This is a genomic window from Streptomyces sp. NPDC020597, assembly GCF_044335095.1.
GTDB lineage: Bacteria > Actinomycetota > Actinomycetes > Streptomycetales > Streptomycetaceae > Streptomyces.
In genome coordinates this window covers 94,307-116,895 of the sequence record NZ_JBIRUL010000020.1, presented here as the reverse complement: position 1 = coordinate 116,895, position 22,589 = coordinate 94,307, and the positions used below count along the sequence as shown (strand labels likewise).

The 22,589-nt window shown below is 72.4% G+C and carries 9 protein-coding genes; all 9 read right to left on the bottom strand.

Annotated elements, in window-relative coordinates; genetic code table 11:
• Positions 1–3 precede the first annotated feature (3 nt).
• Complete coding sequence (locus ACH4ZA_RS28820) at positions 4–1,236, bottom strand: aminotransferase class V-fold PLP-dependent enzyme (RefSeq protein ID WP_398432291.1); 1,233 nt, start codon at positions 1,234–1,236, stop codon at positions 4–6.
• On the bottom strand, positions 1,233–2,519 hold the full coding sequence (locus tag ACH4ZA_RS28815; protein ID WP_398432290.1) for a phenylacetate--CoA ligase family protein: 1,287 nt from the start codon (positions 2,517–2,519) through the stop codon (positions 1,233–1,235). The genes ACH4ZA_RS28820 and ACH4ZA_RS28815 overlap by 4 nt, the downstream gene beginning before the upstream one ends.
• Entirely contained in the window at positions 2,516–3,535 is a 1,020-nt protein-coding gene (locus tag ACH4ZA_RS28810; RefSeq protein WP_398432289.1) for a TauD/TfdA family dioxygenase, read from the bottom strand. The genes ACH4ZA_RS28815 and ACH4ZA_RS28810 overlap by 4 nt, the downstream gene beginning before the upstream one ends.
• Entirely contained in the window at positions 3,529–6,678 is a 3,150-nt protein-coding gene (locus tag ACH4ZA_RS28805; protein WP_398432288.1) for an amino acid adenylation domain-containing protein, read from the bottom strand. The genes ACH4ZA_RS28810 and ACH4ZA_RS28805 overlap by 7 nt, the downstream gene beginning before the upstream one ends.
• Positions 6,654–7,244 carry a DUF6817 domain-containing protein gene (locus ACH4ZA_RS28800; protein WP_398432287.1) on the bottom strand — a complete coding sequence of 197 codons (591 nt, stop codon included), beginning with the start codon at positions 7,242–7,244 and terminating at the stop codon, positions 6,654–6,656. The genes ACH4ZA_RS28805 and ACH4ZA_RS28800 overlap by 25 nt, the downstream gene beginning before the upstream one ends.
• Positions 7,237–14,829, bottom strand: a complete 7,593-nt coding sequence (locus tag ACH4ZA_RS28795) for an amino acid adenylation domain-containing protein (RefSeq protein WP_398432286.1) — start codon at positions 14,827–14,829, stop codon at positions 7,237–7,239. The genes ACH4ZA_RS28800 and ACH4ZA_RS28795 overlap by 8 nt, the downstream gene beginning before the upstream one ends.
• A gap of 23 nt (positions 14,830–14,852) precedes the next feature.
• Entirely contained in the window at positions 14,853–20,603 is a 5,751-nt protein-coding gene (locus tag ACH4ZA_RS28790; protein ID WP_398432285.1) for an amino acid adenylation domain-containing protein, read from the bottom strand.
• 84 nt (positions 20,604–20,687) lie between these two features.
• The gene (locus ACH4ZA_RS28785) at positions 20,688–21,983 is read right to left on the bottom strand and encodes an MFS transporter (RefSeq protein WP_398432284.1); all 1,296 of its coding nucleotides are present in this window, start codon (positions 21,981–21,983) and stop codon (positions 20,688–20,690) included.
• A gap of 86 nt (positions 21,984–22,069) precedes the next feature.
• Positions 22,070–22,276, bottom strand: a complete 207-nt coding sequence (locus ACH4ZA_RS28780; RefSeq protein ID WP_398432283.1) for an MbtH family protein — start codon at positions 22,274–22,276, stop codon at positions 22,070–22,072.
• Positions 22,277–22,589 lie beyond the last annotated feature (313 nt).

The following is a 22,589-nucleotide window of genomic DNA, read 5'->3' as shown; positions in this document are numbered from 1 at the left end:
GTCTCAGCGGCGTGAGGCGACGGCCGCGGTCGGGCCGATCCAGCTCAGCAGTTCGTCCAGCGCCTCGTAGAGGTCCTCGATCTCGCGGACCTCGTTGTAGAGGTACGCGGAGACGCGGAGGATCTCCCCGCCGGCCAGGTCGCTGACCAGCGGCTGTGAGCACATGTGACCGCTGCGCACCATGAAGCCGTAGGAGTCGCTCAGCATGCGGGCGACCTCGCCGGTGGGGACGCCCTGCTCGAGGCGCAGGCTCACGAGCGCGATCCGGTCGGTCAGGTCCGGCGGGCCGATCAGACGCACGCCGGGCCGGGTGAGCGCCCCGCCGACCAGGGCCGCGCCGAGGTCACGCTCGCGCCGCCGCAGCGCCTGGGCGTCCAGTGACTCCAGGTACCTGATCGCGGCGCCGGACCCGATGACGGAGGCGATGGCCGGCGTGCCCGTTTCGAACTTGAAGGGTGTGCGCCGGTCCACGCTGCCGTCCAGATCGACCCAGTCGACCATGCCTCCGCCGACCGACATCGGGCGGAGCCCGGCGAGGAGCCGACTGCGGCCGAAGAGGACGCCGACCCCGGTGGGGCCGAGCATCTTGTGCATCGAGAAGGCCAGGAAGTCGACGTCGAGCTGGTGCACGTTGATGCGCTCGTGGGGCAGGGACTGCGCGGCGTCGAGGACGATGACCGCGTCGGTGGCCGCACGGATCTCGGCGATCAGCTCGGCCACCGGGTGGACGACGCCGGTGACGTTGGAGCAGTGGGTGAGCGCGACCACCTTCGGCCGGCTGCGCAGCAGTTCGCGGAAGTGGTCGCGGTCGAGCCGGCCGTGGGCGTCGACCCGGGTGAGCGCGAGGCGGCCGGCCCGCCGCCACGGCAGCATCTGCGAGTGGTGCGCGTCCATGCACCCCACGATCGGGGCGTCCGGTTCCAGGCCCAGCCCCTGGGCGACCAGGTTCAGGGCCTCGCTCGTGTTGCGGGTCAGGACCACTTCGTTCGCCGCGGCGCCGAGGTGGGCGGCGATCGCCACCCGGGATGCCTCGTAGGCGTCGGAGGCCTCCTCGGACAGCCGGTGCTTGCCGCGGTGGATGTTGGCGCCGTTGGTCTCGTAGTACTCGGTGATCGCCTCGATGACGGGCCGCGGTTTCAGCGTCGTGGCCGCGTTGTCCAGGTAGGAGATCGTCTGCCCGTCGATCTTCCGCCGCAGGGCCGGAAAGTCGTCCCGGAGGTTGTCTCGAAGGGTCATCGCGCACCTTCCGCGGATATCTGTGAGACGCAGGGCTGGAACTTGCCGCTGCGTTCGCCGGCGATGTAGTCGACGGCCTCGACGCGCACCGGGTTCGGCGCCAGGGCTTCGGTCAGGCGGTCGGTGAGCGCGGCGACGCCGTCGGTCCGCGCGCCGGCCTCGGGGATGTACCGGAAGGTGCACGCTCCGGTGCGGTCCTGCTCCAGCTTGTAGATCTCGATGCCGGGGGCGTCGCCGACCACGGCGTCGATCGCGCCCGGCGTGACGACCCGGCCGTCCGCCAGCTGGATCATGTGGGTGGCGCGGCCCTCGATCCGCACCAGCGGCAGCTCGCTGCCGCAGCCGCAGGCGCCGCCCAGGGGGGTGAAGTGGTCCCCCGTGGCGTACCGGATGCGGGGGACGAGTGCGTCGTCCTTGGTGGTGACGTACAGCTCGCCGGTCTCGCCGGCCGCGACGGGCTCGCCGTCGCGGACGAACTCCACGTGGAAGTCCTGGTCGTTGATGTGCCGCATCCCGTCGTGGCACTCGAATCCGAGATAGCCGAGCTCGGACATGCCGATCATGTCGCCGATCGCCAGGTCCGGCCCCATGAACTCCTCGATCTGGCGTCGCGCCACCCGTGTCATGAGGGTGTAGCCGCTCACCAGGTGCAGCTTGCGCGGCGAGGTGATCCGGCGGCCGAGCCGTCGCGCCCACCTCGTGAGGAAGGCGAAGTGCGTCGAGTCCACCACCAGGAGATCGGGTTCGTAGAGCTCGATCTCGTCGAGTGCCTTGACGATCTGCCACTCCGGGGTGGCCAGGAGGTCGTGGGCCACGGTGAGCACCAGGGTGCCGTCCGCGAGGGTGCGGTCCTCCATGGTCGAGAATCCCGTGGCGCACTCCACGTCGGAGCAGTTCGGCGGGGCGAAGCGACAGATCCTGGGCCGGCTGCCGGGACGCCACAGCTCGTCGAAGCGGCGGTTCACGCCGAGTGCGGTCGCCTGCCGTCTCGCCAGGTCGTAGGCCAGGATGGCGCTGTTCAGCCGCTCGCCGGAGGTGCCGGAGCTCTGGAAGCGCATGACGTGCGGTGAGTTGAGGGTGTAGCCCTTGGCCAGCACGCCCGCGGGGAAGTTCCGCCGGTAGTGGGACTTGGAGGTGGGCGGCAGCCGGTGGAAGTCCGCCAGGCCCCGGATGTCCTCCGGCCGCAGACCGCTGGCTTCCATGTGCTTGCGGAAGAAGACGGTGTTGTCGAACGCGTAGGCGATCTCTTCCCGCACGGCTTCGAAGGTCGTCGAGTCGCTCATGCCATGGCCACCAGGACCGTGCGGGAACCGGTGTAGGGGTTCCGGCCGTGCGAGAACTGCTCGTTGTCGACGATCATGATGTCGCCGGCCTGCCAGGGCAGGGCGATCTCCTCCGCCGCGTAGGCGGCGCGGATCTGCGCCAGATCCTCCGGGTCGAGGGGCGTGCCGTCGCCGTACAGCGCGTTGCGGGGCAGCTCGTCCTCGGCGAAGCTCTCGCGCAGCTCGCGCTCGACGTGTTCGGGAAGCGAGCTGACGTGGAACAGGTTCGCCTGGTTGAACCAGACCGTCTCCCCCGTCGCCCTCGCCTTGACGGTGGCCTGCACCACGTGCCGGGTGCGCAGCCGCTCGCCGCCCAGCCACTCCGCCTGGATGCCGTGCTGCTCGCAGTAGGCGTCGACGTGGGCGCGGTCCTCGGTCTGGAAGGCCTCCTGCCAGCTCAGGTCCATGCCATGGCCGAAGTTGCGCACGTACATCACGCCGTGCCGCTCGAAGCGCTCACGGGTGGCCTGCGGCAGCCGGGCGTGGACGCGGGCGCTGTCCGCGACGGGCGTCTCGCCGCCCGTGGCGGACGGGACGACGCAGGTGAGGAACAGGGTGGCGGGCCAGGAGTCCGTGTACGACATCTCGTTGTGCTGCGGGATGGTCTGGTCGGCCGGGTACTCGGTGGACGTGAAGACGTTGCCGTCGACCCGCCGGCGCGGCGTGGAGCGGTTGTCGTAGTCGCGCAGCTCGCCGTCGAGGCCGGTGGCGAGTTCGGCCAGGCCCGCGGCGTCCAGCGGTGCGAAGCCGCGCAGCAGGACGGCGCCGTGCTCGTCGCGCAGCCGGGCGAGGGCGTTCCCCGAGTTCGCGAGCCACTCCCGTGCGTCGAGGCCGGTGAGGGTCGGTGTGCAGGACACCGCGCGCGTTCCGTCGATCAGCGGGGCCACGCGGACCAGCGTCTCGCTGGTGACCGCGACGGACCTGCGGGCCCTGCCGAAGCGGCCGTTCGCGCCGGTGTCGGTCGTCTGGGTCAACATGCGTCTGCCGCCTTCTTCTCGAGGAGCCGGTCGATGTACTCGGCGAGTTCCGACACCACGGGGAACTCGAAGAGGTTGCGCAGCTTGAAGCTCACCTTGAAGTCGTCCCGCAGCCTGGCGACCAGTTGGGTGGCGAGCAGCGAGTGGCCGCCCACTTCGAAGAAGTCGTCGTCGGCGCCGACCTGACGCAGCAGCAGCAGTTGGGCGACGATGTCGGCGACCCGGCGTTCGGTCTCGGTCCGCGGCTCGACGTAGGCGGTGGATCCCTGGGTGTAGAAGCCGGGTTCGGGAAGCATCGAGGCGTCGACCTTCCCGCTGCTGGTGAGGGGGAAGGCGTCCAGGGCCACCAGGTGGGCGGGCAGCATGAAGTCCGGGAGGCGTTCGGCCAGGAACTCGCGGAGCCACTCCGCGTCGCCGCGACCGCCCTCGGCGTCGATGAGGTAGCCCACGAGGTGGGCGCCCGTGCTCTCGCCGGCCTCCACGACCAGGCTGCCGGTCACCCGCGGGTGCTGGCGCATGACCGCCTCGATCTCGCCCAGCTCCACGCGGAAGCCGCGCAGTTTGATCTGCCGGTCGACGCGGCCGAGGAACTCGACGGTGTGGTCGGGAAGGAGGCGCACCTTGTCACCGGTGCGGTACATCCGGCCCGCCGGGTCCGGGCTGAACGGGTCGGCGACGAACCGGGCGCTCTGCTCCTCGGTCGGGGACAGATAGCCGTGCGACACGGACGAGCCGCCGATCCACAGCTCGCCCGGCACACCGACCGGCAGTGGCCGGCGCCCGGGGTCCAGGACGTAGGCGCGGGCGTGCCGCATCGGGGTGCCCAGCGGGACGCTGGAGGCCAGGGCGGCCAGGTCGTGGGAGGCGGTGGCCTCCCCGCAGAGCACGCCGACGGTGGTCTCGGTCGGGCCGTAGTGGTTGTAGAGCCTGCAGTCGCCGAGGTAGTCCTTGAACAGGTTGTACCAGCCCCAGCCGAACGGCTCGCCACCCGCGACCAGCGCCTGGTGCGGCATCAGCCGTTCCGGCGCCTCGGCGACGGTGAAGACTGCCTCCAGGTGCGAGGGGGTGATCTTCAGGAGGTCGTAGCTCTCGCGGGAGAGCAGCTCGGCGAGCGCCTGCGCGTCCGCGGAGACCTCCGGCGCGACGATCAGCAGCTCGCCCCCGGTGACCAGCGGCGGGAACAGCGCGGTGTTGCCGAGGTCGGTGCCCAGGGTGCTCAGGGCGACCGAGTCGACCGGGCCGGTCAGGCGCAGCCGGTCGAGCACGCCGTCGAGGTAGGCGGCGAGGTGGCCGTGCCCGATGAGGACGCCCTTCGGGACGCCGGTGGAGCCCGAAGTGAAGATCACGTACGCGGGGTCGTCGTCGGCGGTCGCCACCTGCGGGCCGTCGCTCGTGTGATGGGCGCAGACCGTGAGGTCCGCGTCCAGGAGGACGGTGTCGCAGTCCTGCGGAAGGGTCGGGGCCGTCTCCTCGGTCGCCACGGCGTGGCGCAGACCGACCGCGTCGAGGACCGCGGACCGGCGTTTGGCGGGCAGGCTCGGGTCGATCGGCACGTATCCGGCCCCGGCCTTGGCGATCGCGAGCATGGCGACGACGGCGAGGTCGGAGCGTTCGAGGCACAGTCCGACCAGGTCGCGGGCGCGCACGCCGCGCCCGGCCAGCTCGTTGGCCAGCCGGCCCGAGGCCTCGTCGAGCTGCCGGTACGTCCACGAGCGCGTGGCCGTCCGCAGCGCCGTGGCGTCGGGGGCGAACCGCGCGGTCCGCTCGACCTGGCGGTGCCAGTGCTCCCCGGGGCGCTGTGACGGCTGCGCGGGGTTCACGGCCGCGACGAGCTCGCGCGCGGCGTCCTCGTCCAGCATGGCCAGGTCGGGAACGGCGATCCCGGGATCGCCGCCCAGCGCCGACAGGGCGGCGCGCAGGCACGCGAGGAGCGCCTCGATGCCGCCCTCGGCCAGGCCGAGGACCTGGTGGCGCAGGGTGAGCCGGATGTCGCCGTCCAGGACCTGCGCGCTGAGGGCGACCTTGCGCGTGTCGTCGGACGGTTCGATCCACAGGTCGCCGAAGACCGGCTCGTGGGGTGAGCCGAACTCCGTGACGTCGTGAAAGGCGAAGCCGGGGATGCCCGCGACGTGCTGGCCGGCCGGGTCCAGGGAGCTCTCGTCGGCCTGCTCGAAGCCTTCCAGCTCCAGGTCCACCGAGCGCAGCAGATCGGTCAGCGTCGTTCCGTCGGCGACGTCGGCGAACACCGGCGCATGGGTCTCGAACAGGCCGATCGAGGTCCGCAGTTCGGGGAACGGCCGTCGGGTGAGTCGCGCGGCGACCGCCAGGCGTTCCGGCCGTCCGGCGGCGTGCCACAGGGCGACGAACCAGCCGGTCAGCAGCACGCTGCGCAGACCGCCGTCGCAGTCGTCGCCGAGGCTTCGCAGCCGCTGCGCCAGGGGTGCGGGGACAGTCCAGCGCACGTCGGCGAGGGAGGTGTCGTCGGAGAGGAGTTCGAGCGGCAGGTTCAGCGGGGGCAGCTCCGTGAGGCGGGCCGCGCGGTCGGCCGCGAGCTCCTTCTGGCGCGGGCTCGCCGCCCCCTCGTCGACCTGCCACTGGGCGTAGTCGGCGTACTGGACGATGCCGTCGCGGCTCCAGGGGGCGCCTTGCAGCCGGGCGGCGCAGGCCTGCCGGAGGTCCCGGAGGAACACCTCGGCCGAGAGGGCGTCCATGCTCATGCGCGGTGCGGAGACGACGAGCGAGCGCTGTCCGCCGGTGTGGGTGAAGAGGGTCAGGCGCAGGGGCTCGGCGTCCTCCTCGGCGCTCTGCGCACGCGTCTCCTCCTGTACGAGGGCGGTGAGTGCGGCGTCGTCGCCGGAACGCTCCGACAGGAGGAACCGGGGACGGTCCTCGATCACCATCAGCGCGGTGCTGTTGTCGCCCAGCACCTTGCGGTAGACGGTGCGCAGGCTCTCGTGCGCCGATGCCACGTCGTGCACGGCGTGTTCCAGCACCTCGCGGTCGAGCGACGTGCCGAGGCCCACCCGGGCCACCGTACGGCCGGCCCGTCCGCCCGCCACGAGCCCCAGGACGTGCTCCTGCTGCCTCGACAGACGGAAGCCTTCCCAGGCCTGCGACATCAGTTCTGCTCCGGCTCGATCCACAGCTGCCCCTTCGTGTACGTGTTCCATGTGTCGACTGCGTCCGGACCGAGGTATTCGGCGGCGATCTGCCAGAAACCCGCGTATTCGGCCGGGAGGTTGAGATGGGAGTGGCTGACCTGTTGCGGCATGTGCGCCAGGACGTCGCCGAGTTTCATGCGCAGGAGGTCCTCGAATTCATCCCGGTCCAGCGGAATGTCCTCGCCGGTGCGCCGGTCCTTCAGGGCCGGCTCCCCTTTCGGGCGCATGATGTTGCGGAAGCTCTTGCCGAGCGACGCGTAGTTCATGACGGAGAATGTGTGGATCATCTGCTCCACCCGGGCTCCGACGAACGCTCGGACCTCGACGCGTCTTTCCTCGGGAATGGACTCGACGTTGTCGTTGTGCAGGCCCTCCGTTCCGTACACGCCGTGGAACAGTCCCGCGAGGCAGACGTGCTCCCCCGCCTTCATGTCCTGGAGGATGGCGCAGGCCCGGAACATGTGGTCCAGGAGGGTCTCGTCCTGGTGCGCGATCTTGTGCAGGCCCAGCTGCACCAGGTCGCCTCGATATCGTTCGGCGTCAAGCATTCGGCATTCCTCGGTTGTCCTGCGGTCGCCGCTGCGACCGGATGTCGTTCCATGACCTCTTCTTCCGCGACTCTTCCTTTCCTTCCCACAGGTTTTCCAGAGTGCGGTTGACGACGCTGAGCCTCGCGTCCGGTTCGGTGGACAGGAGTTTCACCAGTTCGGTCAGGCACTGCGTCAGACGACGGACGGTGGATTCCGCGAAGAGGCCGACGCGGTAGTCGATTCCGCCTTCCATTCCGCCTTCGGGGGTGGCCACGAGCGTGAGCTTGATGTCGTGGACCGACAGGAGGAATTCCGCGTCGATCTCCTCGGCGCTCACGTCGGGGAGGTCCCAGTCGGGCAGCGGGACGTCCTCCAGCAGGAACCAGGTGCGGTAGACCGGCGCCGACTCGCCGGCGCGGCGTTCCGGCCTGACGGCCTGGACGACGTGGTCGAAGGGCACGTCCTGGTTCGCGTACGCCTCCAGCGCCTTCTCACGGACCTCCCTGAGCACGTCCGTGAAGGTCGGGTCGCCGGTGAACCGCGTGCGGATGGCGAGGCTGTTGACCAGGAACCCGATCGTGTTCTCCAGCTGCGGGTGCGCGCGGTGGCCGGCGGGGACGCCCACGACGACGTCCTGCTGACGGCACCACCACTGGAGCAGCACCTTCCAGGCGGCGAGGTACCCCATGAACGTGGTCGCGCGTTCCGCCGTGCAGACGTCCCTGAAGCCGGCGGCCACCGCGGGGTCGACCGCGAGCGGCGCCCGGGCCCCCTCGATCACCTCGGAGTCGTCGATCGTCCCCTCGGTGGGGAGGGCCAGCACGGGCAGCGGAGCGGCCAGTTCGCGGCGCCAGAAGTCGATCTGCCGCCGGAAATCGTCCGAGTCGGCCTGCCCGGCCTCCCAGAGGGCGACGTCGGCGTACCCCACGCCGGGTTCGGGGAGGACGGCCGCGTTCGCGCCGCGGTACAGCGCGCTGATCTCACGGACCATGATCGAGGTCGACCAGGCGTCCCAGACGATGTGGTGCACGGACACGACCAGGACGTGCTCGCGCGGTCCGACGCACAGCAGCCGCACCCGGAAGTGGGGTCCGCTCGCGAGGTCGAAGGGGGTGCGCGCTTCCTCGGCGATCACCCGCTCGGGAGCGAGCATCACCGGGTCGTCGCTCACGTCGACGACCTGGAAGTCCAGCGGTTTGCCGGTGCCCGGCATCTGGTGCGGGGCGTCCCCCGTCGCCTCGAACGACAGCGACAGGACGTCGTGCCGGTCGACGAACGTCTCGAAGGCGCCGCGCAGGGCGGCGACGTCGAGCGGCCCGGTGAGGCGGAACGGCTGGACCAGGTTGTACGTGGTGCTGCCCGGGACGAGCTGGTCGTGGAACCAGAGGCGGGCCTGGGCGGCCGTCAGCGGAACCGGGGCGCCGGCGTGGTCCGTGCGGGTGGGCCCGGACGCCGGGGCGGGGGCGCCGCCGCCGTCCGCGGAGTCGATCGCCGCCGCGATGCGCTCCAGCGTCGGGTTGTCGAAGATCACTCGGATGGGGATCTCGACGTCGAGGGCCTTGCGCAGCCGTACGACCGTGCGCATGGCGGTGAGCGAGTCGCCGCCGAGCTCGAAGAAGTGGTCCTGCCGGCCGACCCGTTCGACGTTCAGCATGCTCACCCACACGGCCGCGACGATCTTCTCGACCTCCGTGGCCGGCGCCTCGTACACCGTCGGCTCGTCGGGCTCGTCCGGCACCACGAGGGCCTTGCGATCGACCTTGCCGTTGGCCGTGAGCGGGAGTTCGGAGATGCCGACGACGGTCTCGGGCACCATGTAGCCGGGCAGCTTGGCGCCGAGGAACTCCCGTACGTCCGCGGGGACCTGGTGGCCCTCCTCGGGCACGACGAACGCGATCAGCCGCTTGGCCCCCTGGGGGCGGCCGTGGACGACGGCCACCGCGCCGCGCACGGCGGGGTGCTGGAGCAGCGCCGTCTCGATCTCGCCCAGTTCGATCCGGTACCCCTGGAGCTTGACCTGGAAGTCCGCACGGCCGAGGAACTCGATCTCGCCGCTCGGCAGGAACCGTCCCAGATCGCCCGTCCGGTACAGGCGTTCGCCCGTCACGGGATGGCGCACGAAGCTCGCGGCGGTCTTCGCCTCGTCGTGCAGGTATCCCTCCGCGAGGCCCGTGCCGCCGATGCACAGCTGCCCCGGGACACCGGTCGGACGCGGCCGGAACGCCTCGTCGAGGACGTGGAAGGTCTGGTTGCGCATCGGGCGGCCGTAGGGGATCGACGGCCAGTGGGCCGGTACCTCGCCCACGGGGTGCAGGATGGACCAGATGGACGCCTCCGTGGCGCCGCCGAGGCTCACGATCTCCGGCGTGCCCAGGACCCGCCGGATACGCTCGGGCAGGGTGACGGGGAACCAGTCACCGCTGAGCATCACCAGCCGCAGCGCGTCGCTCTTCGCCCCGCCCACCGTCATGTGCTCGACGAGCAGCTCCATCAGCGCCGGCACGGAGTTCCACACGGTGACACCGGACCGTTCGGCCAGGTCGAGCCAGACCGCCGGGTCGCGGTGCGAGGCCGGGTCGGGGACGACGACGGCGCCGCCGACGGCCAGCGGACCGAAGATGTCGTAGACGGACAGGTCGAAGCTCAGGGACGACAGGGCCAGCGTCCGGTCCTGCTCCCCGACCGCGAAGCGCTCGTTGACGTCGGCGACCGTGTTCAGGGCGCCCCGGTGACTGATCATCACGCCCTTGGGCACTCCGGTCGAGCCCGAGGTGAAGATGACGTAGGCGAGGTCGTCGGCGGCCGTGGCCGGCCGGGCTGCGTGCGGCGCGCCCGGGTCGGAGGGCAGCGTGTCCACGGCGAGCACCGTGCCGTCCGGCCCCAGCGGCCCGGTCAGCCGCCCGGCGATCCAGGACTGGGTCAGCACGGCCCGGACCCGGCCCTGGGCGAGCAGGAAGCGGATCCGCTCCTCGGGCAGCTCCGCGTCCACCGGCAGGTACGCCGCGCCCGAGGCGAGGATGCCGAGCACCGCGGCGCTCTGCTCCCAGCCCTTCTCCATGACCACGGCGACCAGGTCGTTGGGCCGGACGTCCAGCGCGGTGAGCCGGTCGGCGATCACCCGGGCGCGGCCGGCGAGCTCTCCGTAGCTCAGTGTCCGGGTCTGTGTGATCACAGCGGGCCGGTCCGCGGCGCGCTCGGCCATGGCGAAGAACGGCTCGTGGAGCAGGCCCGACGGCAGGCGCCCCGCGGTCCGGTTGTAGTCCTCCCGCGCCGCGGCGTCCGCGGCCGGCAGGAGCGAGGGCACAGGCTCGTTCCAGCGCGCCTCGTCGTCCGCCAGCCATCGCAGCAGGTCCAGGGTCGCGGAGTGGATCGAGGCGACCAGCCCGTCGGGGAACAGCTCGTCGACCGCGTCGATGTCCAGGGTCAGGGCGCCCTCCGACTCGAAGACCTGGGCGTCGATCCACACCTGCGGCGTCTGGGAGATGCTGAACACCTCCTGCCCCAGGCCGATGTCCTGGCCGTGGTCGAGGAAGAGGCTGGTGAACACCGCCGGCATCGCCGCGTCCGGGCGCACCTTCTTGATCTCGCGCAGGACCCGGACGCCGCTGAACAGACGGTGGTCGATGTCCGTCAGCAGCTGGTCGCGCACCGCCCGCGCCCGCTCGCCGAACGAGCCCGCGTCGGACGCGTCGACCTCCAGCAGCGTCACCGAGGTGAAGTCGCCGACGACGGCGTCCACGCCCGGGTGAAGCGGAAGCCGGTTCGCCATGGGCAGGTTGAGCGTGAACCTGCGGTGCGTGGCCCAGGTCGCCATAGCCTCGCTGTAGGCCGCGATGGTCAGCGCGGTGGGGGTGATGCCGCGGCGGGCCGCGACCGCCTTGAGCCGGCTCCAGCGGTCCTCGTCCAGCGTTCCGCTCACCCTGCTGAAGCGGGGCGTGTCGATGCTGCGCGGCTCGCGGGCCAGCGGCAGCTCGGGGGCGGGGGCGAAGTCCGGCACCCGCTCGATCCAGTACGCCTGCGCACGGCGGTACAGGTCGCTCTCCTCCAGGCTCTGCTCGGCCAGGACGTAGTCCCGGAAGGAGAGCTGGACGTCGGGCAGGTCGACGTCCGGGTCCCGGTAGAGGCCGGCGAGTTCGCGCAGCAGGACGTTGGAGCTGCGGGCGTCGGTGATCAGACCGTCGATGCTGTAGTGCAGGCGGGTGCGGTCACCGTCCAGGAGGGTGGCGCGCAGCTCGAACAGCGGCCAGCGCTCGGGCGCGAACACCTGGTGGGACATGGCGTCGCGGGTGGCCTGCAGCGCCTCGCGCGCCGCGTCGTCCCCCAGCCCGCGCACGTCCTGGGCGGCGATGACGTAGTCGGGCACGTCGGTGAGGATCCGCTGCTCGCCGGTGGGCAGCACGATCGCACGGAGCATGCCGTGCCGCTGGATGAGCGTGCGGAACGCGTCCTGGAGCCGGGGCAGGTCGAGGCCGGCGACCTCGAACTCCTCGTAGCCGTGCATGCCGACGTTGCCGATGTCGAAGACTCCGGTGCGGCCGATCCAGTAGGCCTGCTGCACGTCCGTCAGCGGGAAGGGCTCCGCCACGGCGGCCGGGTCGGCCACGGCGAGCGGCAGCGCCGCGGGGGCGTCGTCGCCGGACTCGTCGCGGGCGGCGGCCACCGCGCGGGCCAGGCCGCGGATCGTCGGCGCCTCGATGAAGGTGCGCAGCGCGACGTCGACGCCGAACAGGGCCCTTATCCGGGAGACGAGCTGGGTGGCGAGCAGCGAGTGCCCGCCCAGCTCGAAGAAGCCGTCCTGCGGTCCGATGTCCCGGCCGCCGAGGAGGTCGGCGAAGACCGCGGCGACCTCCCGCTCGGTCGGGTCCTGGTAGTCGGGTGCGGTCGTCGGCACCGTCTCCTGGACGGCCGGTTCCCGTGCCGCGCTCTGCTCGGTCCGGCAGCCGCAGCCGCCGACCGCCCCGGCGGGCGGCGGGTCGATCCAGCAGCGCTCGCGTTCGAACGGGTACGACGGCAGGACCGTGCGGTGCGGCGGGGCCCCGCCGGCGAGCGCCTCCCAGTCGACCGCGACGCCCTCGCACCAGAGTTCGCCGACGGCCGCCAGCAGTTCCGGCTCGTCCGTCCCGGCGACCGTGGGCAGGCAGGCGACCGCGTCGGCGCCGGCGGCCCGGGCAAGCCGGGTCAGCACCTGTCCGGGGCCGACCTCCAGAAGCACCGCACCGGTGTCGCGGACGGCGGACAGCGCGTCGTCGAAGCGGACCGTGGCGCGGATCTGCCGGGCCCAGTACGCGGGGCTGGTGGCGTCCTCGTCGGTGATCCAGTCGCCCGTCACGTCGGAGAGGAACGGGATGCGCGGGGGCGAGAGCGTCAGCCGGGCGGCCTCCTCCTCGAAGGCGGCCGCCGCGCCGTCCATGAGGCGCGAGTGGAAGGCGTGGGAGGTGCGCAGCCGCTTGGAGACGACGCCGAGAGCGGCGAGCCGCTCCTCGAACGCCGTGATCGCGTCGGCGGGACCGGAGACCACGCACTCGCGCGGTCCGTTGACCGCGGCGAGGTCCACGCCGTCGAGCAGCGCCGACACCTCGTCCTCGGGCAGCGGGACGGCCGTCATCACGCCGGCGGGCGCGGACTGCATGAGGCGGCCGCGCACGGCGACCAGACGCAGCGCGTCCTCCAGTGACATCACGTCGGCGACACAGGCAGCCACGAGTTCGCCGAGGCTGTGACCGACCAGGGCGACGGGGCGCACGCCCCAGGACTCCCAGAGCCGGGCGAGCGCGTACTCCAGGACGAAGAGCGCGGGTTGCGCGATCTCGGTGCGGTGGACCGTCGGATCGTCGCCGCGGACGGGGCCGTCGAGACCGAGCACGGGCCGTACGTCCACGGCCCCCTCGGTCAGCGACAGCAGGAGGGCGGTCGCCCGGTCGGCCTCCGCCCGGAACACCGGCTCCTGGGCGTAGGCCGCTCGGGCCATGCCGGCGCGCTGGGCGCCCTGGCCGGGGAAGCCGAAGACCACCTCGCGGTCCTGGCCCGCGACGGTCGCACCGGCACGCGGCCGGACGCCGGCGCTCAGCGCCTCGACCGCCTCGCCGACGCCGCCGGCGACGACGAACCCGCGGTGCGCGAGCCGTCCGCGGCCTCGCTGCAGGGTGTACGCGACCTCGTCGAGGCGCTCGTCGGGGTTCGCCCGGAGGTGACCGGCGAGCCGGTCGACGGCCGTCGCCAGCGCGGTGGGGGTCGCGGCGGAGACCGGCAGGACGTGCCGGGCACGGCCGCGGGCGGCGGCGGGCGTGCGCGCGGGGGCCTCTTCGAGGACGACGTGGGCGTTGGTGCCGCCGATGCCGAACGAGCTGACGCCCGCCCGCAGGCGCTCGCCCTCCCAGGGCGCCAGGGCGGTGTTGACGCGGAACGGGCTGTCGTCCAGGCCCAGTTCCGGGTTCGGCTCGGTGAAGTGCAGGGACGGCGGGAGCTGCCTGGCCCGGAGGGAGAGGACCACCTTGATGAGACCGACCGCACCGGCCGCCGTGTCCAGGTGCCCGACGTTCGTCTTCACCGAGCCGAGGGCGCAGCGGCCGGCGGGGCCCGTGCCGAAGACGCTCTTGAGCGCGGCCACCTCGACGGGGTCGCCGAGCGGGGTGCCGGTGCCGTGGGCCTCGATGTACGTGACCGTGGACGGGTCGACATCGGCGACGGCGAGCGCCTCCGCGATGACGTCCGCCTGTCCCTCGACGCTCGGCGCGGTGAAGCCGACCTTGCGCGCGCCGTCGTTGTTGACGGCGGACCCCCGGATCACGGCGTGGATGACATCGCCGTCGGCGAGGGCGTCGTCGAGCCGCTTGAGCGCGACGACGGCGGCGCCGCTGCCGGCGACGGTGCCGTCCGCGGCGGCGTCGAACGCGCGGCAGTGGCCGTCGGACGACCTGATCCCGCCCTTCTCGTGCCGCTGTCCGCGCCGCTGCGGGATGACGGTGGCGCCGCCGGCCAGCGCGACGTCGCACTCGCCGTTGTTCAGGGACTGGCACGCCATGTGGACGGCGACGAGGGAGGTCGAGCACCCCGTCTGGACGCTGACGCTCGGCCCTCGCAGGTCCAGCTTGAAGGAGACGCGCGTCGGCACGAAGTCCTTGTCGTTGCCGAGGGCCGTCTGGAACTCGCCCACCCGTGCGACCAGGTCACCGTTGGGCAGCAGGTTGCGGTGCAGGTAGGCGCTCTCGCCGACACCCGCGTAGACGCCGGTGACCTTGTCCGTGGCGCCCGGGGCGCACGCCGCGTGCTCCAGGGCCTCCCAGGCGCACTCCAGCAGCAGCCGGTGCTGCGGGTCGAGCATCTCGGCCTCGCGGCGGGAGAAGCCGAAGAAGGACGCGTCGAAGCCCTCCATGTCGTCGAGCACGCCGAGCCGGCGCACGTAGTCCGGCCGGGCGGCCTCGTCCGGGTGGACGCCGGCGGCGTGGAGTTCCGCGTCGGTGAACGTGGTGAGCGACTCGACGCCGTCGCGCAGGTTGCGCCAGAAGGCGTCGAGGGTGTCCGCGCCGGGACATCGCAGGGCCATGCCCACGACGGCGACGGCTCCGGCGGGCGTGCCGCCGTCGTCCGGGAGGTCGTTCGTCATTCCTGTCTCCAAGATGTCGGAAGTCACCGCGCGGTCCTCCGCGGTGCCTGTGCGCGCGAACGCGCCTTGCGTGCGGCCGCCCGGCGGCGTCCCGCGTCACCCGTCGCGGAGAGGCCGTGCCCCTCGTCGGCGAGATGCCGGGCCAGGCTCCGGACGGTGGGGAACGTGAACAGGTCCACCACCGGGATCTGCCGTCCGAGCCGTTCCGTGAGCCGGGCCTGCACGCGCAGCAGAAGCAGCGAGTGCCCGCCGGCCTCGAAGAAGTTGTCCTCGGCGCCCACCTGTTCGACCGCCAGGACCTCGCTCCACACATCGGCGACGAGGCGTTCCGTCGCGCCGTTGAGCGGGGCCCGGGCCGGGGCGCCGCCGGCCCGGGCGGGAGGGGGCAGGGCTCGCCGGTCGGTCTTTCCGCGTTCGCCCCGGGGCAGTGCGTCCATGAGGACGATCGAGGCGGGCACCATGTACTCCGGCAGCTTCTGTTCGAGGTGCGCCCGCAGCTCGGCCGCCGTGACGGATCCGGCGAGGGCGGCGTAGCCGACCAGCACCGGTCTGCCGGGGACGTCCTCGCGGAGCACGGCCGCCGCGTCCATGACGCGGGGGTGGGCGTTCAGGGCGGCCTCGATCTCGCCGAGTTCGATGCGGAAGCCGCGGAGTTTGACCTGGGTGTCGTCGCGGCCGAGGAATTCGAGGGTTCCGTCGGCGGCGGCGCGGACCCGGTCGCCCGTGGCGTACATGCGCTCACCCGGCGGCCCCCAGGGGTCGGGCAGGAACGACGCCGCCGTCCGCCCGGGGTCGCCCAGGTAGCCGAGGGCGACTCCGGGTCCGGCGAGGTGGAGGTCCCCGTGGACGCCCGGCGGGACCGGCCGCAGCCGCTCGTCGAGCACGTACGCGCGGACCCCGGCCAGCGGCCTGCCGATGGGGACGGTCGTCGCGTCGTGCGAGTCGTCCGGCCCGGGTTCGTGCAGGGTGGCGGTGATGGTGGTCTCCGTGGGGCCGTAGGCGTTCAGCCAGCGCACTCCGGCCGGCGCCGCGGCCCGCCACTGGGCGAGCCGTCCGGCGTCGACCCGTTCGCTGCCGACCACGACGAGCCGCAGAGCGGGGCAGGCGTCCGCCGGGTACCGGTCGAGCTGGGCAACCCACTCGTGCCAGTACGACGCCGGAAGGTTGAGCACGCTCAGGCGTTCCCGGCGGGCCAGCTCGGTCAGCTCGGCGATCCCGGGCACGGGTCCCGTCGGGAGCAGGACGACCCGGCCGCCCCGGACGAGGGTGGCGAAGAGCTCTTCCGCTGCCACGTCGAAGGCGGTGGAGGCGAACTGGAGCACCCGGTCGTCGGGGTGCAGCCCGTAGCGGTCCGCGACCGCTCGCAGGGTGTGGGCGAGGTTGCCCTGGCTCACGCACACCCCCTTGGGGGCGCCGGTGGTTCCCGAGGTGTACAGGACGTAGGCGGTCGCCGCCGGGGAGGTGACGCCGGGCGCGGGGTCAGGGGCGGTCCCCTCCGCGCCGAGCGCCTCCTGTACGGCGACGAAGGGGAGGTCGCCGCGCGCGGGCCGGCCGTCCGCCGAGGAGCCCAGCACCAGGACCGCCCGCGAGTCCGCGCACACCTGCTCGAGCCGTTCCTGCGGGGCGGCGACGTCGACCGGGACGTAGGCGGCCCCGGCCTTCATGATCCCGATCAGCGCGGCGGGCCAGTCGGGGCCGCGCTCCATGCGCACCACGACGGCGCTGCCCGGCCGGACGCCGCGGGTCCGCAGGTGGGCGCAGATCCTGTCGGCCCGGGCGGCCAGTTCGGCGTAGGTCAGGGACCGGCCGTCCTGGCTGACCGCGGGGCGCTCGCCCCAGCGGGCGCAGGCCTCGTCCAGCAGCCGCACCAGCGTGTCCGCGTCCGCCCCGGACGTCGTCCCGGCGTCCGCCGAAAGGGCCTCCAGCTCGGCCGCGCCGAGGAGGGACAGCGTGTCGAGCCGCGCCTCGGGGGCGGTCAGCGCGGACTCCAGCAGGGTCGTGAGGTGACCCGCGAACCGTTCCACGGTCGCCCGGTCGAACAGATCGACGTCGTACTCGATCGCGCCGCGCAGGGCCCCCGACTCGAGCGAGGACTCCTCCCAGACCAGGGTGAGGTCGAACTTGGCCACCGGGCTGACGGATTCGTCCACCGTCATGGAAAGACCCGGTGCAAGGACGGTGTCCCCCGGCACGTTCTGCATCGCCATCATGACCTGGAACAGGGGGGTCCAGCTGGGGTCGCGGGGCGGCCGGACCGCCTCCACCACCTGCTCGAAGGGCACGTCCTGGTGGTCGAAGGCGCTCAGCGCGCTCTCCCGGACGACCGCAAGGAACTCGGCGAACGTCTGCTCCTCGTCCCAGCGGGAGCGCAGCACCAGCGTGTTGACGAAGAACCCGATCATGTCCTCGAGTTCCGGACGGGTCCGGCCGGACACCGGCGTGCCGACGCTGACGTCCCGGACCCCCGCGTACCGGCCGAGCAGCAGCGTGAAGACGGCGAGCAGGGTCATGAAGCGGGTGGCGCCGAGGCGTTGGCTCACCTCGCCGAGCCGGGCCGTCAGCTCGCTCGACAGCAGCACCGGGACCGAGTCGCCGACATGCCGGGGGGAGGCGGGGCGCGGGCGGTCGGTGGGCAGGTCGAGCACCGGCGGCGCGCCCGCCAGGCAGTCCGCCCAGTAGCCGACCCGTCCGTCCCGGTCGGCACGGTCGAGGAGCGCGCGCTGCCAGACGGCGTAGTCCGTGTACTGCACCGGGAGCGCCGGTCGCGGTTCGGCCGAGCCGTCGAGCGCCGCCCGGTACAGCGCCACCAGGTCGCGCAGGAGGACGCCCACCGACCATCCGTCGCAGACGGCGTGGTGCATCGTCACCAGCAGCACGGACCGTCGCTCGTCCAGTCGCAACAGGCGGAAACGGACGAGCGGGCCCTGCGAGAGGTCGAAGGGGAGCAGGGACTCCGCCCTGGCGCGCTCGGTGGCCGTCGCGCTTCGCACGGACTCGGGCAGCCGCTCGAGGTCCTCGGTCTCCAGCCGGACGTCACCGGCCTCGTCGACCATCTGGACGGGTTCGCCGTCCGCGGTCGCCACCAGCCGGGTGCGCAGCGAGGCGTGGCGCCGCACCAGTGCCCGCAGGGCGTGGCGCAGGGCCGTCGGGTCGAGGACGCCGGTGAGCGTCACGGCCAGGGGGACGTTGTAGAGGGCGCTGCCGGGGTCGAGCCGGTCGAGGAACCACAGCCGCCGCTGGGCGAAGGACAGCGGCTGGGGTCCCGGACCGGCGGGGACCAGGGGCGAGGCGGCGCGCACGGACCGGGCCGCGGCGGCGCGCCGCGCGAACGCCGACACCGAGGACGCCTCGAAGACGTCCCGGACTCCGAGCTCGGCGCCGAGACCGGCGGCGACGCGGGCGACAGCCTGGGCCGCGAGCAGGGAGTTGCCGCCGAGCACGAAGAAGTCGTCGTGCGCGGAGATCTCCGCGGCCCCCAGCAGCTCCGACCAGACCCGGGCGACGAGTTTCTCCGTCGCGCCCCGCGGGGGGACCCGCGTCGCGGACCGGACGGTGTCCCGTTCCTCCGGCTCGGGCAGGGCCCTCAGGTCCGCCTTGCCGTTCGGGGTGACCGGCAGTTCGTCGAGGGGCACGTACCAGGTCGGGATCATGGCAGCGGGAAGCCGCTCGGCCAGGAACGACCGCAGGCGGCGCGGCTCGGCCCGCGTCCCGTTCGTCATGACCACGTAGGCGGCCAGCGCGCGCCGCTCGCCCTCCCCCTTCAGGGCGACGACCGCCTCGCGCACGCCGGGACAGGAGCGGAGCACGCCGGCGATCTCGTCCGGCTCGATGCGGACCCCGCGCAGTTTCACCTGGGAGTCGGCGCGGCCGAGGTATTCGAGGACGCCGTCCGCCCGCCAGCGGACGATGTCCCCGGTGCGGTAGAGGCGTTCGCCGTTTCCGAAGGGGCTCGGCACGAAGCACTCCGCGGTGAGGCCGGGCCGTCCGACGTATCCGCGGGCCAGACCCGGACCGCCGATGTGGAGCTCGCCGGGAACGCCGATGCCGGCGTGTCCGCCGTGCGCGTCGAGGACGTACAGGTCGGTTCCGGCGATCGGCCGGCCGATCGGGACCCGGGCGTCGGCGCGCGGGACGCCCACGTCGTGGCAGCTCGCGATGGTGGTGCCCTCGGTCGGGCCGTAGGCGTTCACCAGCCGGACGTCCGTAGCGGCGTCCCGTACCGCCCGCACCCTCCGCTCGTCCGCGGCCTCGCCGCCGAAGTAGAGAGTGCGCAGCGGCCGGAACATCGCCGGGTCCGCGTCGGCGCACTTGTGGAACAGGGCGGTGGTGAGCAGCATCGTGGTGATGCCGTCGGCCTCGATGCGCCGGCGGAGCGCCGGGGGCGACAGGACGTCGTCCTTGGGGACGCCCACCAGCCGCGCGCCGTTGAGCAGCGCCCCCCAGATCTCGAAGGTGGCCGCGTCGAACGAGGTGTTGGCGACCTGGCCCACCACGTCGGAGGAGTCCCAGCCGAGGTAGTCGGTGTCGCGGACCAGGCGCACGATCCCGCGGTGGGTGATGGCCACGCCCTTGGGCAGGCCGGTCGAGCCCGAGGTGTACAGGACACAGGCCTGCTGGTCGGGATGCGGCGTGGGGAGCTCCGCCGGTCCGGCGGACTTTGCGCCCAGGTCGCCGACCGGGAGCACGGGGACCTCGCCCGTGAAGGAGACGTCGCGGTCGGCGATCACCAGGCACGCACCGCTGTCGGCCACCATGTGGGCCAGCCGCGCGTCGGGATGACCCGGGTCGAGCGGTACGTACGCGGCGCCGGCCAGCAGCACCGCCAGCATCGCGACGACCAGCGAGGCCGAGGGCTCCATGGCGAGTCCGACCGCGCTCTCCGGCCGTACGCCGCGAGCCACCAGGACCCTCGCCGTGCGTTCCGCCCGGGCCTGGAGCTCCCCGTAGGTCAGGGTGGCGTCCGGGTACACCGCGGCCACGGCGTCCGGGGCGGTCCGGCACCGGTCGCGCACTGCCTCGGTCACGCCGACGGCGGCCGTACGCACCGGTTCCGTTCCCCACGCCGTGAGCAGCGCCCGCTCCTCGGCGGTCGTGTGCGCGAGCCGGTGCAGCGGGGATGCGGGTGCGTCGAGGGCCGACTCCAGCAGGGCCGTGAAGTGGTCCGCGAACCGTTCCACCGTGGCCCGGTCGAAGAGGGCGGTGTCGTACTCGATCGTGCCGCGCGGGGTGCCGGCGGGTGACGCGCCTTCCCAGAACAGGGCGAGGTCGGGGGACGAGGGCCGGGTGGGGCCGGGGGCCGGTGCACAGTGCGTGTCCCGCACGGCCGTCATCAGCCGGAACGGCGTCGTCCGGGCGGAGTCGTCGCGTTCGTCCGGGTGCTCGGAGGCGTCCGGCAGGCCGTCCCTGATCCCCGTCAGGAACTCCCCGAAGGTCTGGGTGTCCTGCCAACGGGAGCGCAGCGCCGTCGGGTCGTGCGGAGGGGGCCCGGCCGGCACTCCGACGCAGACGTCGGCGGCTCCCGCGCAGCGGCCGGCCAGCAGGGCGAACACGGCCGTCAGCGTGGTGAACCGGTCGGTGTCGTGAGCGGCGGCGACCCGGTCCAGACGTCGTGCGATCGACGCGTCGAGCGCGACCGTCACCGAGTCGCGCGGTTCACGGCGTACGGAGGACCGCAGGCGGTCGGTGGGGATTCCTGGCGACGAGGGTGACGACGGCGACGAGGGCGACGAGGGCGCTTCGCCGGAGGGGTACCGCTCGTGTGCGATGTCCGCCACGTCGGGCTTCTCCTTCAAAAGGGCGTGGCTCACTGGCATACGGAGCCGGGGGCGCGGATCCGGCCTGCTCGCCGGACGGGATTCTCAGGTGGAGCTGACCCGGCTCGGCTGCGCCGGACCGTCCGCCGGCTCGGGCAACTGCCGCATCGCGCGCACCGGTGACAGGAGCACGACCAGGGAGGGCACGAACAGTCCGGCCGCGGACACGACGACCGTCTCGCGCAGACCCCAGGAACTTGCCAGGGCGCCGCCCATGAGCGAGCCCAGTGAGAGGGTTCCCCAGGAGAGCGAGCGCACGGTCGCGTTGACCCGGCCCTGCAGATGCTCAGGGGTGATCGACTGGCGGAAGCTGATCACGGTCACGTCCCACACGGGGATGCCGAAGAACCCGACGAAGGTGGCGACTGCGGCCAGCGCGGCCGAGCCGAGGGAGTTCCCGTCCACGGCGGCGAGCAGGAGAAAGCCGACTCCGGGCAGGGCCACGGCGGCCGCCAGGGTCGGGCCGACGCCCAGCAGGGTGTTCAGCCGCTCGGACAGCAGGGCTCCGACGAGCCCGCCGACGCTGCCGACCGCGACGATGAGCCCCACGGCCGTGGAAGTGAGTCCCACCTCACGGATGAGGTAGAGGAAGTAGACGGCCATGATCGAGCTGAAGAACAGGCTGAGGAAGAAGACCGCGACAGTGCACCAGCGGAGCAGCGGGCTGCGGCCGACGACGGCGAATCCCTCGCGGAGCGAGGCCCGGACCGACTGCTTGCCCTCGGCCTCCCCTTCTGCCTGGGGTGCGGTGTCCGCGGGCAGTCTGGTCAGGGCGAGGGCCGAGATCAGATAGCTCACGGCGTCGATGGCGATCACCGCGGGAGCGCTCATCACGCCGATGAGTCCACCGGCGATGCCCGGGCCCGCGACCTCGGCGGTCGAGGCGGACGCCTGCAGCTTGCCGTTGGCCTCCATCAGCCGCTCGCGACCGACCAGTCCGGGGAGATAGGACATGTAGGCGATCTCGAAGAAGACGGTCATGACGCCCACGAGGAAGGTCACGACGAGGAGCTGGGTGATCGTCAGCACGTCGAGCGAGTAGGCCAGCGGGACCCAGGCGAGTGCGGCGAACCGGATCGCGTTCGCCGCGATCAGGATGGGCCGCCGGGCCCGGCGGTCCACCAGGACACCGACGAAGAGGCCGAACAGCAGGAAGGGGAGCGTCTCGAGGGCGCTCAGCAGGCCGGCCTCCATCGGCGACGCGTGCAGGACGACGACCGCGGTGAGAGGCAGGGCCACATAGGTGATCTGTGTGCCCAGGAACGAGATCGACTGACTCGACCAGAACAGGGCGAACGCTCTGTTCCGGAAGAGGGAGCCGGGCGGATGCGGTGTCTGCACGGCCGTACCTCCGGTTTCGGCGGGAGTGGGATGGGAGCGAGGGAGGGAAGGGAGCGGCTGCGGGCCCGCACCTGTGCCAGGTGCCGTCACTCCATGGAGAAGCGGAGGCTCAGCGGCCTCATGTCCGTCCAGTGGGTGTCGACGTAGGCGAGGCAAGCCGACCGGTCCGCCGGGCCGTGGACGACGGTCCAGCCGGCGGGCACGGCGCGGTGGTCCGGCCAGAGCGCGTGCTGCCCTTCGTCGTTCGCCACCACGACCAGACGGCTCCGGGGATCGTCCAACGCATTCACCATCGGTTCACTCCTCGGGTTGCCCGATCGTTCCAGCGGCGCGTCACCGCGGACCGCTTTGCGGGCTTCACGTTGTCACGTTGATGACATCACCTTTCCACAGTGATCAGAATTTTGGCAACTACTTGTCAAACCCTGTGCCTGAACGCTAGCGTGACGTCACGTCCGGCTCGGACACCACAGCAGCAGCAACACTCTCCAAGCCTTACGAGGGGATCTCCTGACATGCGATGTTTGCACCGACTCGGCGCCGTTCTCGGTCTGGTCGCGATCGCTTTCGCCATCGGTTGCGGCAGTGCCGCGACAGAGTCGACCA